This window comes from Bifidobacterium sp. ESL0820, from assembly GCF_052606235.1.
The window spans coordinates 900,092-915,366 of record NZ_CP199594.1; the positions used below are offsets into that span (position 1 = coordinate 900,092).

Annotated in this window: 12 protein-coding genes; 3 read left to right on the forward strand and 9 right to left on the reverse strand. The window is 65.2% G+C overall.

The window, feature by feature from the left end:
* Nucleotides 1-5: 5 nt before the first annotated feature.
* Together ACUIAH_RS03800 and hflX are read right to left on the reverse strand one after the other, a co-directional pair.
* Entirely contained in the window at nt 6-968 is a 963-nt protein-coding gene (locus ACUIAH_RS03800; RefSeq protein WP_024627229.1) for an L-lactate dehydrogenase, read from the reverse strand.
* 98 nt (nt 969-1,066) lie between these two features.
* Nucleotides 1,067-2,533, reverse strand: a complete 1,467-nt coding sequence (gene hflX / locus ACUIAH_RS03805) for a GTPase HflX (protein ID WP_445341542.1) — start codon at nt 2,531-2,533, stop codon at nt 1,067-1,069.
* Nucleotides 2,534-2,755: 222 nt separating this feature from the next.
* On the opposite strand from hflX, the gene ACUIAH_RS03810 reads away from it, so the two are divergent.
* Genes ACUIAH_RS03810 through ACUIAH_RS03820 form a run of 3 tightly spaced genes read left to right on the forward strand, consistent with a single transcriptional unit; the run spans nt 2,756 to nt 8,369 of the window.
* Nucleotides 2,756-3,418 (forward strand): class I SAM-dependent methyltransferase, encoded by a 663-nt coding sequence (locus ACUIAH_RS03810; RefSeq protein WP_445341446.1) that lies wholly within the window; start codon nt 2,756-2,758, stop codon nt 3,416-3,418.
* Entirely contained in the window at nt 3,415-7,485 is a 4,071-nt protein-coding gene (gene hrpA, locus ACUIAH_RS03815; protein ID WP_445341447.1) for an ATP-dependent RNA helicase HrpA, read from the forward strand. Before ACUIAH_RS03810 ends, hrpA begins: the two co-directional genes overlap by 4 nt.
* Entirely contained in the window at nt 7,482-8,369 is an 888-nt protein-coding gene (locus tag ACUIAH_RS03820) for a hemagglutinin (RefSeq protein ID WP_445341448.1), read from the forward strand. The genes hrpA and ACUIAH_RS03820 overlap by 4 nt, the downstream gene beginning before the upstream one ends.
* A 9-nt stretch (nt 8,370-8,378) precedes the next feature.
* On the opposite strand, the gene glnA is transcribed toward ACUIAH_RS03820, so the two are convergent.
* The 7 genes from glnA to hisD all read right to left on the reverse strand — a co-directional run bounded on the left by glnA (nt 8,379) and on the right by hisD (nt 15,270).
* Nucleotides 8,379-9,716, reverse strand: a complete 1,338-nt coding sequence (glnA, locus tag ACUIAH_RS03825) for a type I glutamate--ammonia ligase (protein ID WP_045924085.1) — start codon at nt 9,714-9,716, stop codon at nt 8,379-8,381.
* Between the two features lie 46 nt (nt 9,717-9,762).
* The gene (gene priA / locus ACUIAH_RS03830) at nt 9,763-10,494 is read right to left on the reverse strand and encodes a bifunctional 1-(5-phosphoribosyl)-5-((5-phosphoribosylamino)methylideneamino)imidazole-4-carboxamide isomerase/phosphoribosylanthranilate isomerase PriA (protein WP_445341449.1); all 732 of its coding nucleotides are present in this window, start codon (nt 10,492-10,494) and stop codon (nt 9,763-9,765) included.
* 1 nt (nt 10,495) lies between these two features.
* Nucleotides 10,496-11,245 (reverse strand): imidazole glycerol phosphate synthase subunit HisH, encoded by a 750-nt coding sequence (gene hisH, locus ACUIAH_RS03835; protein WP_445341450.1) that lies wholly within the window; start codon nt 11,243-11,245, stop codon nt 10,496-10,498.
* A 31-nt stretch (nt 11,246-11,276) separates the two neighbouring features.
* Entirely contained in the window at nt 11,277-12,029 is a 753-nt protein-coding gene (locus ACUIAH_RS03840; protein ID WP_445341451.1) for a hypothetical protein, read from the reverse strand.
* Nucleotides 12,026-12,628: an imidazoleglycerol-phosphate dehydratase HisB gene (gene hisB, locus ACUIAH_RS03845; protein ID WP_121914005.1), complete on the reverse strand. Its 603-nt coding sequence runs from the start codon at nt 12,626-12,628 to the stop codon at nt 12,026-12,028. Before hisB ends, ACUIAH_RS03840 begins: the two co-directional genes overlap by 4 nt.
* A 99-nt stretch (nt 12,629-12,727) precedes the next feature.
* Nucleotides 12,728-13,876, reverse strand: coding sequence for a histidinol-phosphate transaminase (locus ACUIAH_RS03850; protein ID WP_445341452.1), 1,149 nt, complete (start codon nt 13,874-13,876; stop codon nt 12,728-12,730).
* The gene (gene hisD / locus ACUIAH_RS03855) at nt 13,873-15,270 is read right to left on the reverse strand and encodes a histidinol dehydrogenase (RefSeq protein WP_445341453.1); all 1,398 of its coding nucleotides are present in this window, start codon (nt 15,268-15,270) and stop codon (nt 13,873-13,875) included. The genes ACUIAH_RS03850 and hisD overlap by 4 nt, the downstream gene beginning before the upstream one ends.
* Nucleotides 15,271-15,275 lie beyond the last annotated feature (5 nt).

Below are 15,275 nucleotides of genomic sequence, written 5' to 3' on the forward strand. Positions count from 1 at the left end.
AATCCTCAGAAGCCGAACTTGCTGGCCGTCTCCTTGAGGGTCTCGGCGGAGCGCTTCAGAGCGGCCAGCTCGCCGTCGCTCAGCGGAGTGTTGATGTGGGTGTTGACCCCGTCACGGTTGAGCACGCTGGGCACCGACATGCACACGTCCGATATGCCGTGGAAGTCCTCCAGCAAAGAGCTGACCGGCAGGATTCGGTCGGTGCCGTTGAGGATGGACTCGATGATGTCCACGCCGGACATGGCGATGGCGAAGTTGGTCGCCCCCTTGCCCTCGATGATCTGGTAGGCGGCGTTCTTCACCTCCTGGTGGATTTCCTCACGCTTGGCCGCATCCAGAGGCTCGTGGCCGGGCAGCTCCATCCAGTCGCACATGGGCACCCCGCCGATGGTGGCCGAGCTCCAGAGCGGGACCTCGGAGTCGCCGTGCTCGCCGGCGATGTAGGCATGCACGTTCTTGACGTTGACACCGGTCTGCTGGCCGATCAGGTAGCGCAGGCGGGCGGAGTCCAGGTTGGTGCCCGAACCGAACATCTGGTTGACCGGCAGCCCGGACAGCTCCAGGGAAACCCGGGTCACGATGTCGACGGGGTTGGTAATCAGCAGGAAGATGGCATTGGGGGCCACCTCGACCATCTGAGGGATGATGGACTTCATCATGTTGATGGTGGCACCGGCCAGGTCGAGCCGGGTCTGTCCCGGCTTCTGCCTGGCTCCGGCCGTGATGACCACCATATCGGCGTCGGCGCAGATCTGTGGATCGTCCGAGCCATCGATGGTGACCGTGGGGTAGAAGCTGGATCCGTGCTGCATGTCGCGGACCTCGGCCTCAACACGCTGGGCGTTGATATCCTCAAGAACGATCTCCCGAGCCACACCGCGCTGGGCCGCCGAAAAGGCCAGAGTCGACCCCACGGCTCCGGCTCCCACGATTGCTAGCTTGGTTGGCTTGATTGATGATTCCGCCATAGTTTTATGGACCTCTCTTATCGGAACCCGGGAAACGGGTTTGCCGCTGACAACATACGTAGTCTACCCAGCATAGATGACCTGGCGTGCACCTGCTCTTATGAGCTCAGCCCGGCTGATGGCGTGTCACCCGCTGAAGCCTGCAAGGGCTTCTGATCGATGGCCTGGTCAAGCACGGCAGCTGCCAGCCGGTCATCCACATCAGCGCTCAGCGCAACCCCATCGGCCCGGTATTCCAACGAATCCACCCGTCCCAGCTGCCGCACCTGCTCCAGCAGGGAGCCGCTGGTGTAGGGCAGGATAGCCTGGACATGCACAGCGGGGGCGGGCAGCAGCTCCTCCACTCGTCTGCGCAGGGGCTCCAGACCCCGACCCTGCCTGGCCGAGACCAGGAAGGCCTCGGGCTCAAGGTTGGCAAGGCGCTGCCGGGCATCCTGATCGATCAGATCAACCTTGTTGAAGACCAGCAGGCGGGGAATGGACTCAGCGCCGGGGATGTCTGCCAGCACGGCGTCCACAGCCCTGATCTGCCCGAAGGGATCGGGATGGGAGCCGTCTACGACGTGCAGAATCAGATCGGACTGCCCCACCTCCTCCAGGGTGGATTTGAAGGCCTCGACCAGCTGGGTGGGCAGACGGCGTACGAACCCGACCGTGTCCACGTAGACGTAGAGCCGGCCGTCTGCCGTCTTGGTGCGCCTGACGGCCGTGTCCAGCGTGGCGAAGAGGGCGTTCTCCACCAACTCCTCGGAGCCGGTCAGCCGGTTGGTCAGCGAGGATTTGCCGGCGTTGGTATACCCCACCACGGCCACTGCCGGCAGCTGGTAACGCCGACGCGACCCACGCTTGACCTGGCGCGAGGGGGCCATCTGGGCGATCTGACGCTTCAGCCGGGAAATCCGTCGCCTGATGACCCGACGGTCGGTCTCGATCTTGGTCTCTCCCGGGCCGCGGGAGCCTATGCCGCCGGCCTGCCCTGCAGCCTGGCCGCCGGCCTGGCGGGAGAGGGATCCGCCCCAGCCGCGCAGCCTGGGCAGCATGTACTCCAATTGGGCCAGCTCCACCTGGGCCTTGCCCTCGCGGCTGGTGGCATGCTGGGCGAATATGTCCAGAATCAAGGCTGTCCTGTCGACCACTTTGACCTTGGTGACATCCTCAAGGGCACGTCGCTGGGAGGGATGAAGGTCGTCATCGGTAATGATGGTGTCGGCGCCCAGCCCAGCCACGATATCCGCCAGCTCCCGTGCCTTGCCCGAACCCAGGTAGGTGGCCGGATCGGGCTTGACCCGCTGCTGGAGCAGCCCGTCAAGCACCTCGGCCCCGGCCGTCCGCGCCAGGGCGGCCAGCTCGCGCAGGGACTCCTCGGCCTGACCGACCGTGGTCCGCGAACCCGACCAGACGCCGACCAGGACCACCCGCTCCAGACGGACCTTGCGGTACTCCACCTCGGTCACGTCCTGGAGCTCGCCCAGTCCCTCGACATGGCGGAAGGCATTGCGCCGGCTACGCTCCTGCCACTCCTGATCCTGGTCCTGCCCGACCTGCCCCTCGCTGCCGGTCAGCACCTCGGACTTGTGGGCGAGCGGGTCCTGGTGGGCATCGACAACTGCTGAACCATGTTCTTGGGTCGGTTTTTCTTGGGTCAAAGGCACCTCTGCATTGATCTGTGGACTAGGGAACGAATCCGGTGTAGGCGGAATCATGACACAGTCTTTATTATCATCTTCTTAGCAGACATCAGCGGATGCCCGAGGGACGGGCAGATTTCAAAGACGGACAGGATGGACATGACGCACAGGGACCATGGCAGCAGCCGGGGGCAATCCTCCAGGACCGGGACGGACGGAGGCGAACAGTACTTCGTAGCCCGTCCGGCCTCCCCCGACCAGCGGCGAACCATCCAGGTGGAGCTGGCCGGCCGCACCTGCCAGGTGGAGGTCTCCCACGGGGTCTTCTCGTCAGGCAGGCTTGACCTGGGCACTTCGGTCCTGCTCAAACGCGTCCCCCAACCCCCGTCCGAAGGCGATTTTCTGGACCTGGGCTGCGGCTGGGGTCCCATCGCCCTGAACATGGCCATACAGTCGCCCAAGGCCAACGTCTACGCTGTAGACACCAACCTGCGAGCCCTGGATCTGACCGCCCGCAACGCCCGATCCCAGAACCTTGACATGGTGCATACCCTGACCCCGGAGCAGGTGCCGGACGATCTGCGCTTCGACCTGATCTGGTCCAATCCGCCCATCCGGGTGGGCAAGGCGGCCCTGCACGACCTGCTGATGACCTACCTGCCCAGGCTGAAGCCCCAGGGCCTGGCCTACCTGGTGGTTCAGCGCAACCTGGGCGCCGACTCCTTGATTCCATGGCTGGCTGACGCCCTGGGCCCCGGCTGGACGGCGGAGAAGTATGCCTCGTCCAAGGGCTACCGGATCATCGAGGTGGGCCGGGCATGAGGTTCGAGTATCCTGCCGAGCTGCCCATCAGCGCGGCCAAGGAGGACATCGTCCATGCCGTGCAGTCCTCCCAGGTGGTCATCGTCTCGGGCCAGACCGGCTCGGGCAAAACCACCCAGATCCCCAAGATCCTCCTGGAAATGGGTCGCGGCGACCACGGCCGCCAGATTGTGCACACCCAGCCCAGAAGGATCGCCGCCAGAACCGTGGCCGAGCGCATCGCCTCGGAGACGGGCACCAGGCTGGGCGATCAGATCGGCTACCAGGTGCGATTCACCGACAAGTCCAGCCGAAGCACCCGTCTGCGTGTGGTCACCGACGGCATCCTCCTGGCGCAGATCCAGGGCGATCCGCAGCTGCGGGCCTACGACACCATCATCATCGACGAGGCCCACGAGCGCAGCCTGAACATCGACTTTCTGCTGGGGTATCTGACCGCCCTGCTGCCCAAACGGCCCGATCTGAAGTTGATCATCACCTCGGCCACCATTGATTCGGTCAAGTTCCGCGACCACTTCGCCAAGGCCCTGCACACCCAGGTGCCCGTGCTGGAGGTCTCCGGCCGCACCTATCCGGTCCAGACCCTCTACGAGCCTGCTGGGTCGGCCCCTGCCCTGATGCGGCATGTCCCCGGGTTCGACTCCGAGAAGGAGGGCCCGGACAGGGAGGAGCCGGACATGCCCCAGGCGGTGGCCCGGGCCTGCGCCGAGCTGGTCATCCACTCCACCCACGTGGACGGCCCCAGGGACATCCTGGTCTTCGCCGCCGGAGAACGCGATATCCGCGAGTACGAGACCGCTCTGCGACGGCACTTCGGCCCTCGGACCTCCGACATGCGCCGTCCGGACGCCCTGGAGATCATCCCCCTCTTCGCCCGCCTGTCGGCCAAGGAACAGCACCGGGTCTTCGAACGCCACGGCCATCAGCGCATCGTCATCGCCACCAACGTGGCCGAAACCTCCCTGACGGTGCCGGGCATCCGTTACGTGGTGGATCCGGGACTGGCCAGGATCAGCCGCTACTCCAAGTCGGCCAAGGTCCAGCGCCTGCCCATCGAACCCATCTCCCAGGCTTCAGCTGATCAGCGGGCGGGTCGCTGCGGGCGCGTGGCCGACGGCATCGCCATCCGTCTGTATGCCAAGGATGACTATGACACCCGTCCCAAGTTCACCGATCCTGAGATCCTGCGCACCTCCCTGGGCTCGGTCATCCTGCACATGCTCTCGGTGGGCGTGGCCCATACGGCCGAGGACGTCACCGACTTCGGCTTCATCGATCCGCCCGACACCCGTGCGGTCAGCGACGGTCTGCGGGAGCTGACCGAGCTGCAGGCCATCTCCCGCCGGCAGGGCCTCATCCGGCTGACCACTCTGGGACGACGGCTGGCCAGGATCCCCATCGACATCCGTCTGGGCAGAATGATCCTGCAGGCCGGCCAGGACGCCACCCCGGACACCCTGGCCGCCGTTCTGGTGGTCGTGGCCTTCCTCTCCCTGCAGGACCCTCGCGAACGCCCGGAGGAGAAGCGCGAGGAGGCCGACAGGATCCATGCCCGCTACGAGGACCCCTCCAGCGACTTCCTGACCGCCCTGAACATCTGGAACCGCTTCTTCCCGCAGGACAAGGAGCCATCCAACGGGGCCCTGCGCAAGGCCTGCAAGCAGGAGTACATGGCCTTCCTGCGCATGCGGCAGTGGCATGACCTCTACCGGCAGCTGGCCCAGATGTGCCGGGGCCTGCACATGAAGGTAGGCTCCCCCGTCCCCGTCAAGGGTCCGGACCAGGCTCTGCTGGCTCTGCCTATGGGGCAGCAGGCCGCACACGCCCTGGTCTGCTCCTGGGACGACCAGGGCATCCACCGTTCCATGCTGGCTGGCCTGCTCTCCAGCATGGGCATGCAGGTGGTTCACGAACCCAAGGCCTCCGATTTCGCCGGCCTGCATGGCGCGGCCCGGGCCAAAGCCATGAAGCGGGCGCGCCGGCAGGCCAAGAACGACTATCAGGGTGCGCGCGGCACGCATTTCGCCATCTTCCCCGGATCTGCACTCTCCAAGGTCAATCCGCCCTGGATCATGGCCGCCGAGCTGGTGGAGACCTCCCGTCTCTGGGCTCGCTGCTGCGCGGCCATCGATCCGGCCTGGGCCGAGCCCCTGGCCAAGTCCCTGACCAGGACCACCTACGCCGAACCCCACTGGTCGGCTTCCCGTGGTGCCGCAGTGGCGACCTCCAAGGTCCTGCTCTACGGCCTGCCCATCGTGCGCGACAGGACCGTCCAGTGGGCCCGGATCAACCCCGGCCAGGCCAGGGACATGCTGATACGCCAGGGCCTGGTCCAGGGCGACGTGCGCGAGCGCTTCCCGCATGACGGCTTCATCCAGGCCAACCGGCAGGTGCTCAGCGAGGCCGGTGAGCGGACCAGCAGAACCCGCCAGGTGACCGGCACCGTCACCGAGGAGGACCTCTACGATTTCTACCAGGAGCGCATTCCCCAGGAAGCCACCTCCCTGGCCGCACTGGGCTCTTGGTGGCGGCGGCACCACGATGCAGACCCCCACCTGCTGGACTTCGACCCCGACAAGGTGGAGCGCCTGAACGACCAGTCCGCCTCCTACCGACCCGGAGACTACCCCGACCACTGGCACACCCTGGGCACCGACGGCCGGCCCATGGATCTGCCCCTGACCTACCGCTATCAGCCGGGAGAGCCGGACGACGGCATCACGGTCCACATCCCCCTGCACTGCCTGAACCAGCTGACGCCCGGACAGTTCAGCTGGACCGTGCCCGGCCTCCTGGACGACCTGATCACAGCCACCATCAAGTCCCTGCCCAAGGCCCTGCGGGTCCAGTTCGTTCCCGCCCCTGACGCCGCCCGGACCATCCGCGCCTGGATAGACGGCCACTATCCCCTGCTGCCCGGCGCCGATCCTAACTCGGCAGAGCAGGCCACCTACGGATCGGCTGACCAGCAGTCTGCGTCCGGGAACGAAAACGGTGCAGAAGCCATCCCCGCCGAGGGCTGGCCGGACTTCGAGCAGGCCTTCACCGCCGCGGCCATAGACACGGTCGGAGCCCAGCTGCACCCGGAGGTCTTCACCCAGGACAGGCTGGAACGACTGCCCGACTACCTGCGGCCCACCTTCCAGGTGGAGGAGAAACGGCGCCACGGCCATCCCAAGGTCCTGGGCCGGTCCAAGTCCTTGACCGACCTGCAGCGCGACCTGGCCGGACAGGCCCGGCAATCGGCCCGGTCCCGGGTTGACTCCCAGGCCAGCAAGGCTGCCCGACAGGGCCAGGTGGTCAAGAGCGCCGACCTCCTCCACCAGTCCGGCGCCACCACCAAACCGCGAGAGGAGCTGATCTGGCAGGCCGCCCTGGGCAAGCTCCACCTGCCTGCCCAAAGGATCTCCTCGCGCTGGCTGAGCCGGGAGGCCCTGATGCTGGCCTCGGCCCCCTACCCGGACACCTCCGCCCTTGCCGAGGACCTGCAGATGGCTGCTGTCAAGCGCCTGATCCCCCACACCGAGGCCATCACCGACGACCGGTCCCTGCAGGAGGCTGTGGCCGGCGTCAGCCAGGTATACGAGGACACTGTGTATCAGGTTGCCAAGGATGTGGTCGCCATTCTGGAGACCTCGGCCCAGGTGGACAAGGCCGTGTCTGGCCCCGCCGATCTTCCCCTGCTCTCGGTCCTGCAGTGGATCCGCCAGCATGCCGGCGGATTGGTGGCCAAGGGCTTCATCGGCGCCGACCCGCCCTACGCCCTTCCCCGCCTGCGCACATATCTGAAGGCGGACCTGATGCGCCTGAACAAGGCCCGCAGGGACAAGGACCGTGACGTACGATGGGCATGGCAGGCGCAGACCGCCCAGGATCTGGTGGACCAGGCGGCCAAGGCGGCCCAGGCCCTGCCCGCCGGTCCCGGACGAGACCAGGCCATGGACCGTGCGCGAAGGGGACGTTGGATGATGGAGGAGTACTTTGTCTCCATCTGGGCCCAGGAGCTGGGGACGGCCATCCCTGTCAGCCTGCAACGGATCAGGAAGGTGCTGGAAGGAAAGCCATGAGCACGAAACCATCGGGACGATCACGCAGGGGCAGCACCAAACGCGGACGGATGACCCTCCGCCGCGCGCAGACCCTGGGGGCCGCCCTGATGGCCATAGTCCTGGTGGTCGCCCTGTGCATCCTGGCCGTCCGCTTCGTCTCCTACCGGCTGATGGTCGGCCGCGTCATCCGCCACCAGGAGGAGCTGTCCCAGGAGTACGTTTTCAATCCAGGCAAAATCATCACCGATCACCGCTTCCATGACACCGTCGATATGAACGCCGACGATGTCCAGGACTTTTTAAACAAACACGAGGCCTCATGCAGCGGATCCACCTGCCTGCGCAGCCTGCAGATGGATGTCCCCGACCGTCCCGGTGACGGTCTCTGTGATACCTACAAGGGCGGCAAGAGGCAGAGCGCGGCTCAGATCATCGACGGTGCCGCCCGCTCCTGTGGAATCAGCCAGAAGGTCCTCCTGACCATGCTGCAAAAGGAGCAGCATCTGGTGGCCACCAACCAGTCCCCCACACAGGTCCAGCTCAAGTCGGCCATGGGCCTTTCCTGCCCAGACGATGCAGACTGCGACACCCGCTATGCCGGATTCTTCAATCAGGTCTACGGGGCCGCCCACCGATTCCGCTACTACCAGGCCCATCGGGACCAGTATGCCTACCAGACCAAGGCCCTGAACGATGTGCGCTTCAGCCCCGATGCCTCCTGCGGCAGCGGCAAGGTCTACATCGAGAACGACGCCACCGCCCTGCTCTACATCTATACGCCCTACCAGCCCAACGAGGCAGCGTTGCAGGCAGGCGACGGCGAAGGCGACCGCTGCTCGAGCTACGGCAACCGCAACTTCGTCATCATCTACAACAACTGGTTCGGCCGATCGGACCAGTGAACCCCGGTTTCAAAGCCTGGGCAGGTAGTAGGCCAGCTCGTAGGGGGTGACCTGCCGGCTGTATCCGGCCCACTCCCGGTGCTTGTTGCGCAGGAAGTACTCAAAGGTCTGCTCGCCAAGCACCTGGGCCACGAAGTCCGACTTCTCCATGACCTTGAGCGCCGCGTCCAGACTGTCAGGCAGGGGCTCGATGCCCATGGCCTGCCGCTCGGCGTCGGTCAGCTCCCAGACATCATCGCTGGTGGGCTCGCACAGGGTCATCTTCTGCTCGATCCCGTCCAGGCCGGCAGCCAGCAGCACCGAATAGGCCAGATAGGGGTTGGCCCCCGGATCCAGCCCGCGGAACTCCATCCTGGCCGAGTTGCCCTTGCCGGGCTTGTACTGGGGTATGCGCAGGAGGGCGGACCGGTTGTTGTGCCCCCAGCAGACGTAGCTGGGCGCCTCGGCCCCGCCCCAGAGACGCTTGTAGGAGTTGACATACTGGTCGGTCACCGCGCAGATCTCGGCCGCATGGGCCAGGATGCCGGCGGCGAACTGCCGGGCTGTCTGGGACATGTTGAACTCCTGGCCTACCTCGTAGAAGGCGTTGGTGTCACCCTCGAACAGGCTCAGATGGGTGTGCATGCCCGATCCAGGCTGGTCGGTGAAGGGCTTGGGCATGAAGCTGGCGTAGATCCCCCGCTCCAGGGAGATCTCCTTGACCACGGTCCGGAAGGTCATGATGTTGTCGGAGGTGGTCAGGGCATCGGCATAGCGCAGGTCGATTTCGTTCTGCCCCGGCCCGGCCTCGTGGTGGGAGTACTCCACCGAGATGCCCATCTGCTCCAGCATGTTGACGCAGGCCCGGCGGAAGTCCATCCCCGGGCTGCGGGGCACATGGTCGAAGTATCCGCCCTCGTCGATGGGGGTCGGGGTCTGGGACCAGTCCTCCTGATTCTCGAACAGGTAGAATTCAATCTCCGGATGGGTGTAGAAGATGAAGCCCTTCTCCTTGGCCTTGGCCAGGGCCCGCTTGAGCACGTGCCGGGGATCCCCGCTGCTGGGCTCGCCGTCCGGGGTGAGCACGTCGCAGAAGATCCGGGCTGTGCCCTGCGGTCCGCCCCTCCAGGGAAGAATCTGGAAGGTGGACGGGTCGGGCTTGACGATCATGTCATCCTCGGAGACCCTGGTCATGCCCTCGATGGCCGAGCCGTCAAAGCCCAGCCCCTCCTCGAAGGCCACCTCCAGCTCGGTGGGTGCTATGGCCACCGACTTCAGGGTTCCCAAGACATCGGTGAACCAGAGACGAATGAATCGGACATCGCGCTCCTCGACGGTGCGCAGCGCGAATTCCTCTTGCTTATCCATAGAGCTTATGCTCCCATTCCTATATTTCGCTGACTTGCTTATAGCGTTAACAATGCCCTGAGACCAGGTCCAGTGCCTGCTCCAGGGTGAAGGCCCCCTCATAGAGGGACTTGCCCAGAATGGCGCTGTCCACGCCCCGATCCACCAGACCCAGGATGTGGCTCAGGTCATCCAAGCTGGATATGCCGCCCGATGCCGTCACCTTGGCCCGAGTCCGGTCAGCCACCTGTCCCAGCAGATCCAGGTTGGGGCCGGTCATCATCCCGTCGCGGGTCACGTCGGTGACCACGTACCGGCTGCACCCGTCCCGGTCCAGCCGCTCCATGGCCTCGAAAAGGTCCCCGCCCTGTCTGGTCCAGCCCCGTGCGGCCAGGGTGTGTCCGCGCACGTCCAGACCCACGCAGACCCTCTGCCCGTAACGCTCCAGGACCTGGCTGGTCCACTCCGGGTTCTCCAGGGCCGCCGTGCCGATGTTGACACGGGTGGCACCTGCATCCAGGGCGGCCTCCAGGCTGGCATCGTCACGGATGCCGCCGCTGAGCTCCACCTTGACGCGATCGCCCAGCTGGTTGACCAGGGCGGCCAGCTTGTCACGGTTGTCTCCGGTGCCGAAGGCCGCATCCAGATCCACCAGGTGGAGCCACTGGGCACCCTGGTCGAACCAGGCCTTGGCTGCATCGGCAGGCTCACCGTAGACCTTCTCGGAGCCGGAGACCCCTTGCCTGAGGCGGACCGCCTTTCCGTCGCGGACATCGACAGCGGGTAGGAGCGTCAGCATCTCATTCACCTTTCTCGGAGGGGATCCCGGAAGCCCCGGGAAGGGTCCGCACCCAATTGGTCAGCAGCCGCGCCCCGGCCTGACCGGACTTTTCAGGATGGAACTGGGTGGCGCTCAAGGGACCGCATTCATAGGCGGCCACGAATCTGCTGCGCCCATAGGTGGCCCAGGTAACCAGCGGTTCGCCGAACAATGCGCCCTCTGTTGACCCTGGCTGCCTGTCGCTGTATTCATTCAACGCCGATACTCGTAGGGACAGATCGGGCTGCGCCACGCCGGCCCGATCATCCCCCTGCACCGCCATGGCGGCATAGGAGTGGACAAAGTAGAAGCGCTGGTCCTGGACCCCTGCCAACAGCTGTGTCCCCTGTGGCGCCTGGACATGGTCCCAACCCATATGGGGCACCACGTCAGCGTCCAGCCTGGTCACCCGACCGGGGATCAGGCCCAGGCCGGGCTCGCTGCGGCCGTCCTCGTCCCCGAACTGGAACATGATCTGAAGGCCTATGCAGACCCCCAGGACCGGCAGCCCTTGGGCCAGGCGATCCAGGATGATCCGGTCACCGCCGACGGCACGCAATCCTGCCATGCAGGCCCCGTAGGCCCCCACGCCGGGGATGACCAGGCCGTCGGCCTTCATGGCCAGGTTCGGGTCGGCGCTGATTTGCGCATCGACCCCCAGCTGGGAGAGAGCATGCACCATGGATCTGACATTGCCGAACCCATAGTCAAGCACCTGTATCCTGGTCATGTTCCTCCTAGCAGGTCTTTGGTCTCAACAATTACTCGACGCGGCCCTGGCGGGTCGATCCTCCGGCCCCGAACCTGGTGTGCGAGGCGATGATGCCCATGGCCTTCTCGCGGTTGTACTCCCCCGAGTCGAAGATGGCGGCCCCATCCTGGCGCAGCCTGTCCACCGTAGTGGTCCCGATCATCAGGTCCTCCACGAAGTCGGCGGTTGCGGCAAAGAGGATGGGCGGCGCAAGCGTCTGCCCCGACTGCCCGCTGATCCAGAGAGTCACTTCGAGCTTGTCGGCCCGGTTGACCGCCAGGATGGCGCTGAGCCCGGATACGACGGTAGTCAGATCGCGGATGGCTGCCTCGGGTCCGTCACCGTCCAGGTTTCTCAGGACGGCCACGGCACCCTCACGGGCCTGGATGCACCAAGCTGAGATATCGGATATCTGACAGAAGGCTGCCAAAAGCTCTGCCGAAGCCAGACGGGTCACCATGACGGCGGCCTTGGCCCGATTGCCGATCAGGCCTTCCAGCTCTTGATCGAAATCGGCAGCAACGCCATCAGCCTCATCCGGTTCCACCGACGATTCGTCAGCGGGCCCGGAATCCAAACCGGCCTCGTCAGCCACGCCTGATTCGGTATGGTCAACAGGCTGATCCGCCTGATTCTGGCCTTCATTGAACTCGGCCTCAAAGCTGGCCAGGGCCCGCTCGACCTCCTCCTCGCTCAGATGGTGGCCGGAATCCGGCAAGCCCTGATCCTCGCTGTCATTGTTGTCGTGTTCATCAGCACTCATAGCGACCCCTTGGTGCTGGGGATCCCCTTCACCCTGGGATCAGGCTCCACGGCGAAGCGCAGAGCCCTGGCCAGGGCCTTGAACTCAGCCTCGGCGATGTGGTGCGGATCCCTGCCCGACAAGAGGGTCAGATGCAGGCAGATGCCGGCATGCAGGGCGATGGACTCCATGACGTGCCTGACCAGGGAGCCGGTGAAGTGCCCGCCGATCATGGCATACTCGAACCCCTCAGGCTCGCCGGTGCAGACCGCATAGGGTCTGCCGGAAATGTCGACCACGGCTCGTGCCAGGGCCTCGTCCAGGGGAACGGTGGCGTCGGCGAAGCGCTTGATGCCCCGCTTGTCGCCCAGGGCCTGGGCCAGGGCCTCGCCAAAGACGATGGCCACGTCCTCGACGGTGTGATGGACGTCGATCTGGGTGTCCCCGCTGGCCTTTACGGTCAGGTCGATCAGGGAATGCCTGCCCAGGGCCGTCATCATATGGTCATAGAAGGGAACCGAGGTGTCGATATCGGTCACTCCGGTGCCATCCAGATCCAGACTCAGGCTCACCTTGGATTCACTGGTCTGGCGGGTGATGGTGGCTGTTCTGCCTGCCATTGCTGCTCCTCCGCTTTCTGCCGCGCTCTCCAGTTCGCACTGTGTCTTCTGCACGGCGTCTAGACCACCAGCATAGCCGTGCCGCTGGTCTGCATCCTCCTAGAACCGCTTGAGAACATGGACCAGGGTTTGACGGAATCGATCCATCTCCGCGTCCGTGCCCATGCAGACCCTCAGGTAGCCCTGGGGGCCCACGGCCCGGATTAGCACGCCTTCATCCTTCATGGCTTCGAAGAAGGCATCCCGGTCGGGGAAGATGCCGAAGAGGATGAAGTTGGACGCCGAGGGCACCACCGTCAAGGGCTGACCATGGAACTTCTGTCCGGCCAGCCACTGGGCGGTCCGCCGACGGGTCTGGCGAAGCTGATCCACCCGAGCCAGCTGGAGGTCCGTGTGCTCCAGGGCAGCCAGGGCCGCAGCCTGGGTCAGGGCACTCAGGTGGTAGGGCATTCGGACTATGCGGACCGCGTCGACTATGCCCCTGGATGCGGCCAAATAGCCCACCCTGGCGCCAGCGAAGGCGAAGGCCTTGGACATGGTCCGGCTGACTGCCAGATGGTCGTACTGCCCGATCAGGCTGACCGCCGAGGGCGTGCCCGGGTCGCGGAACTCGATGTAGGCCTCGTCCACGACCACGATGGGTCGGGCGGACGGATCCGCGCCCGCTACAGGAACCTTGGAGCAGGCCTCAAGAAGCCTGGTCAGCTGATCCATGGGCAGGGGCGTCCCCGTGGGATTGTTGGGGCTGGTCACCAGAACCACGGCTGGCCTCAAAGCCTTGATGCGTTCGATGGTCGTAACCATGTCCAGGCTGAAATCAGGCAGCCGGTGGGCCAGTTCCCAGTCGGTGAAGGTGTCCCTGGCGTACTCGGGATACATGGAGTAGGTCGGGTCGCAGCCCAAGGCGGTCCTGCCCGGTCCGCCGAAGGCCTGGAAGAGCTGGAGCATGATCTCGTTGGACCCGTTGGCCGCCCAGATCTGCTGGGGTTGGAGCGAGGTCCCTGATTCCTTCTTCAGGTAAGCCGCCAGGGCCCGCCGCAGTTCCTCATGCTCCCTGTCCGGATAGCGATTGAGGCCGGGGGCCACCTGGCGCACACGCTGGCAGATGGCCTCAACCACTTCTTGATCCAAGGGGTAGGGGTTCTCGTTGACATTCAGGCAGACCGGGACATCCAGCTGGGGGGCGCCGTAGGGCTCCTGTCCCACCAGGTCCGTGCGCAGGGGCAGATCGGCTGGTATGGCACTCACCGCAGACCGGCCTTCTCTTCATTGGCTTCAAGGTCGGCCTTGTCATAGGGGTCGTCCAGGAACCGGCTCAGGATGCACTCGCCGTGGGCGGGCAGGTCCTCGGCTACGGCGAAATCGTTGATCTTGGCCGCGATGGGCTTGAGCCCCTCCTCGTCATATTCGATGACTTCGACAGGCTTCATGAAGGTGTGGACGCCCAGGGCCACGTCGAACCGGGCGGTTCCGCCGGTGGGCAGGACGTGGTTGGACCCGGACATGTAGTCGCCCAGGGGAACAGGAGAGTATGGGCCGCGGAAGATGGCGCCCGCGTTTCGAATCCGGTCGATGACGGCATCAGGATCGGCCGTCTGAACCTCCAGATGTTCGGCTGCATAGGCATTGGCCACGTCGATGGACTGGTCGATCCCGTCGGTCAGGATGATTCCCGACTGGTTGCCGCCCAGAGAGGTGCGCACCCGGTCGGCATGCTCAGTCCGAGGCACCCTGCGCCCCAGAGCCTCCTGAACACCCTGGGCCAGATCCTGGCTGTCGGTGATCAGCACCGAGCCGGCCAGCTCGTCATGCTCGGCCTGGCCGATCAGGTCTGCCGCAACCCAGTCGGGGTTGGCCTGCCCGTCAGCCAGAATGGCTATTTCCGTGGGGCCGGCCACGGCGTCGATGCCCACCATGCCGGAGACCATCTGCTTGGCTGTCGCCACGAAGATGTTGCCCGGGCCGGTGATCTTGTCAACCGGATCGCAGAGAATCTCCCCGTCCTGGGGCTCGGATCCCTTGGCCCCGTATGCGAACATGGCCACGGCCTGGGCGCCGCCCACGGCATAGACCTCGTCCACCCCCAGGATGGCGCAGGTGGCCAGGATGATGGCCGCCGGCAGACCGCGGGGATCGTCAGAGGCAGGCGGAGTGGCCACAGCCAGGGAATCGACACCGGCAATCTGGGCGGGGACCGCGTTCATGATGACCGATGATGGGTACAGGGCCTTGCCTCCAGGCACGTACAGACCCACCCGTTGAACCGGGATCCACCGCTCGCTGACCCGGGCACCGGGTGCCAGGTCGGTGGCCATGGGCTTGGGCACCTGGGTGGTGCAGACCTTGCGGATGCGGCTAACGGACTCCTCGATTGCCGCCCTGACCTTGGGGTCCAGTCCATCCAAGGCCTCCTGCATGGCTGATGCCGGGACCCTCAGATCATGAGGGCGCACATGATCGAACCTCTCCTCCAGTTCGCGCAGGGCCGCAGCCCCATGCTCACGCACCTGGTCCAGTATGGGCTGCACCTGGGCGCTGGCCTCCCGGGTACCCATATCGGCTCGGGGCATGGCGGCGAGGAGTTGGGCGCGGGACATGGTTTTCCCACGCAGATCCATGGTTCTCATCATGAGCTTTGACATACTTT

Excerpts from the sequence above, each read along its gene's own strand:
- ACUIAH_RS03800 (WP_024627229.1), bottom strand. The coding sequence starts at position 968 with ATGGCGGAATCATCAATCAAGCCAACCAAGCTAGCAATCGTGGGAGCC.
- ACUIAH_RS03810 (WP_445341446.1), top strand. The coding sequence starts at position 2,756 with ATGACGCACAGGGACCATGGCAGCAGCCGGGGGCAATCCTCCAGGACC.
- hrpA (WP_445341447.1), top strand. The coding sequence starts at position 3,415 with ATGAGGTTCGAGTATCCTGCCGAGCTGCCCATCAGCGCGGCCAAGGAG.
- ACUIAH_RS03820 (WP_445341448.1), top strand. The coding sequence starts at position 7,482 with ATGAGCACGAAACCATCGGGACGATCACGCAGGGGCAGCACCAAACGC.
- glnA (WP_045924085.1), bottom strand. The coding sequence starts at position 9,716 with ATGGATAAGCAAGAGGAATTCGCGCTGCGCACCGTCGAGGAGCGCGAT.
- priA (WP_445341449.1), bottom strand. The coding sequence starts at position 10,494 with ATGCTGACGCTCCTACCCGCTGTCGATGTCCGCGACGGAAAGGCGGTC.
- hisH (WP_445341450.1), bottom strand. The coding sequence starts at position 11,245 with ATGACCAGGATACAGGTGCTTGACTATGGGTTCGGCAATGTCAGATCC.
- ACUIAH_RS03840 (WP_445341451.1), bottom strand. The coding sequence starts at position 12,029 with ATGAGTGCTGATGAACACGACAACAATGACAGCGAGGATCAGGGCTTG.
- hisB (WP_121914005.1), bottom strand. The coding sequence starts at position 12,628 with ATGGCAGGCAGAACAGCCACCATCACCCGCCAGACCAGTGAATCCAAG.
- hisD (WP_445341453.1), bottom strand. The coding sequence starts at position 15,270 with ATGTCAAAGCTCATGATGAGAACCATGGATCTGCGTGGGAAAACCATG.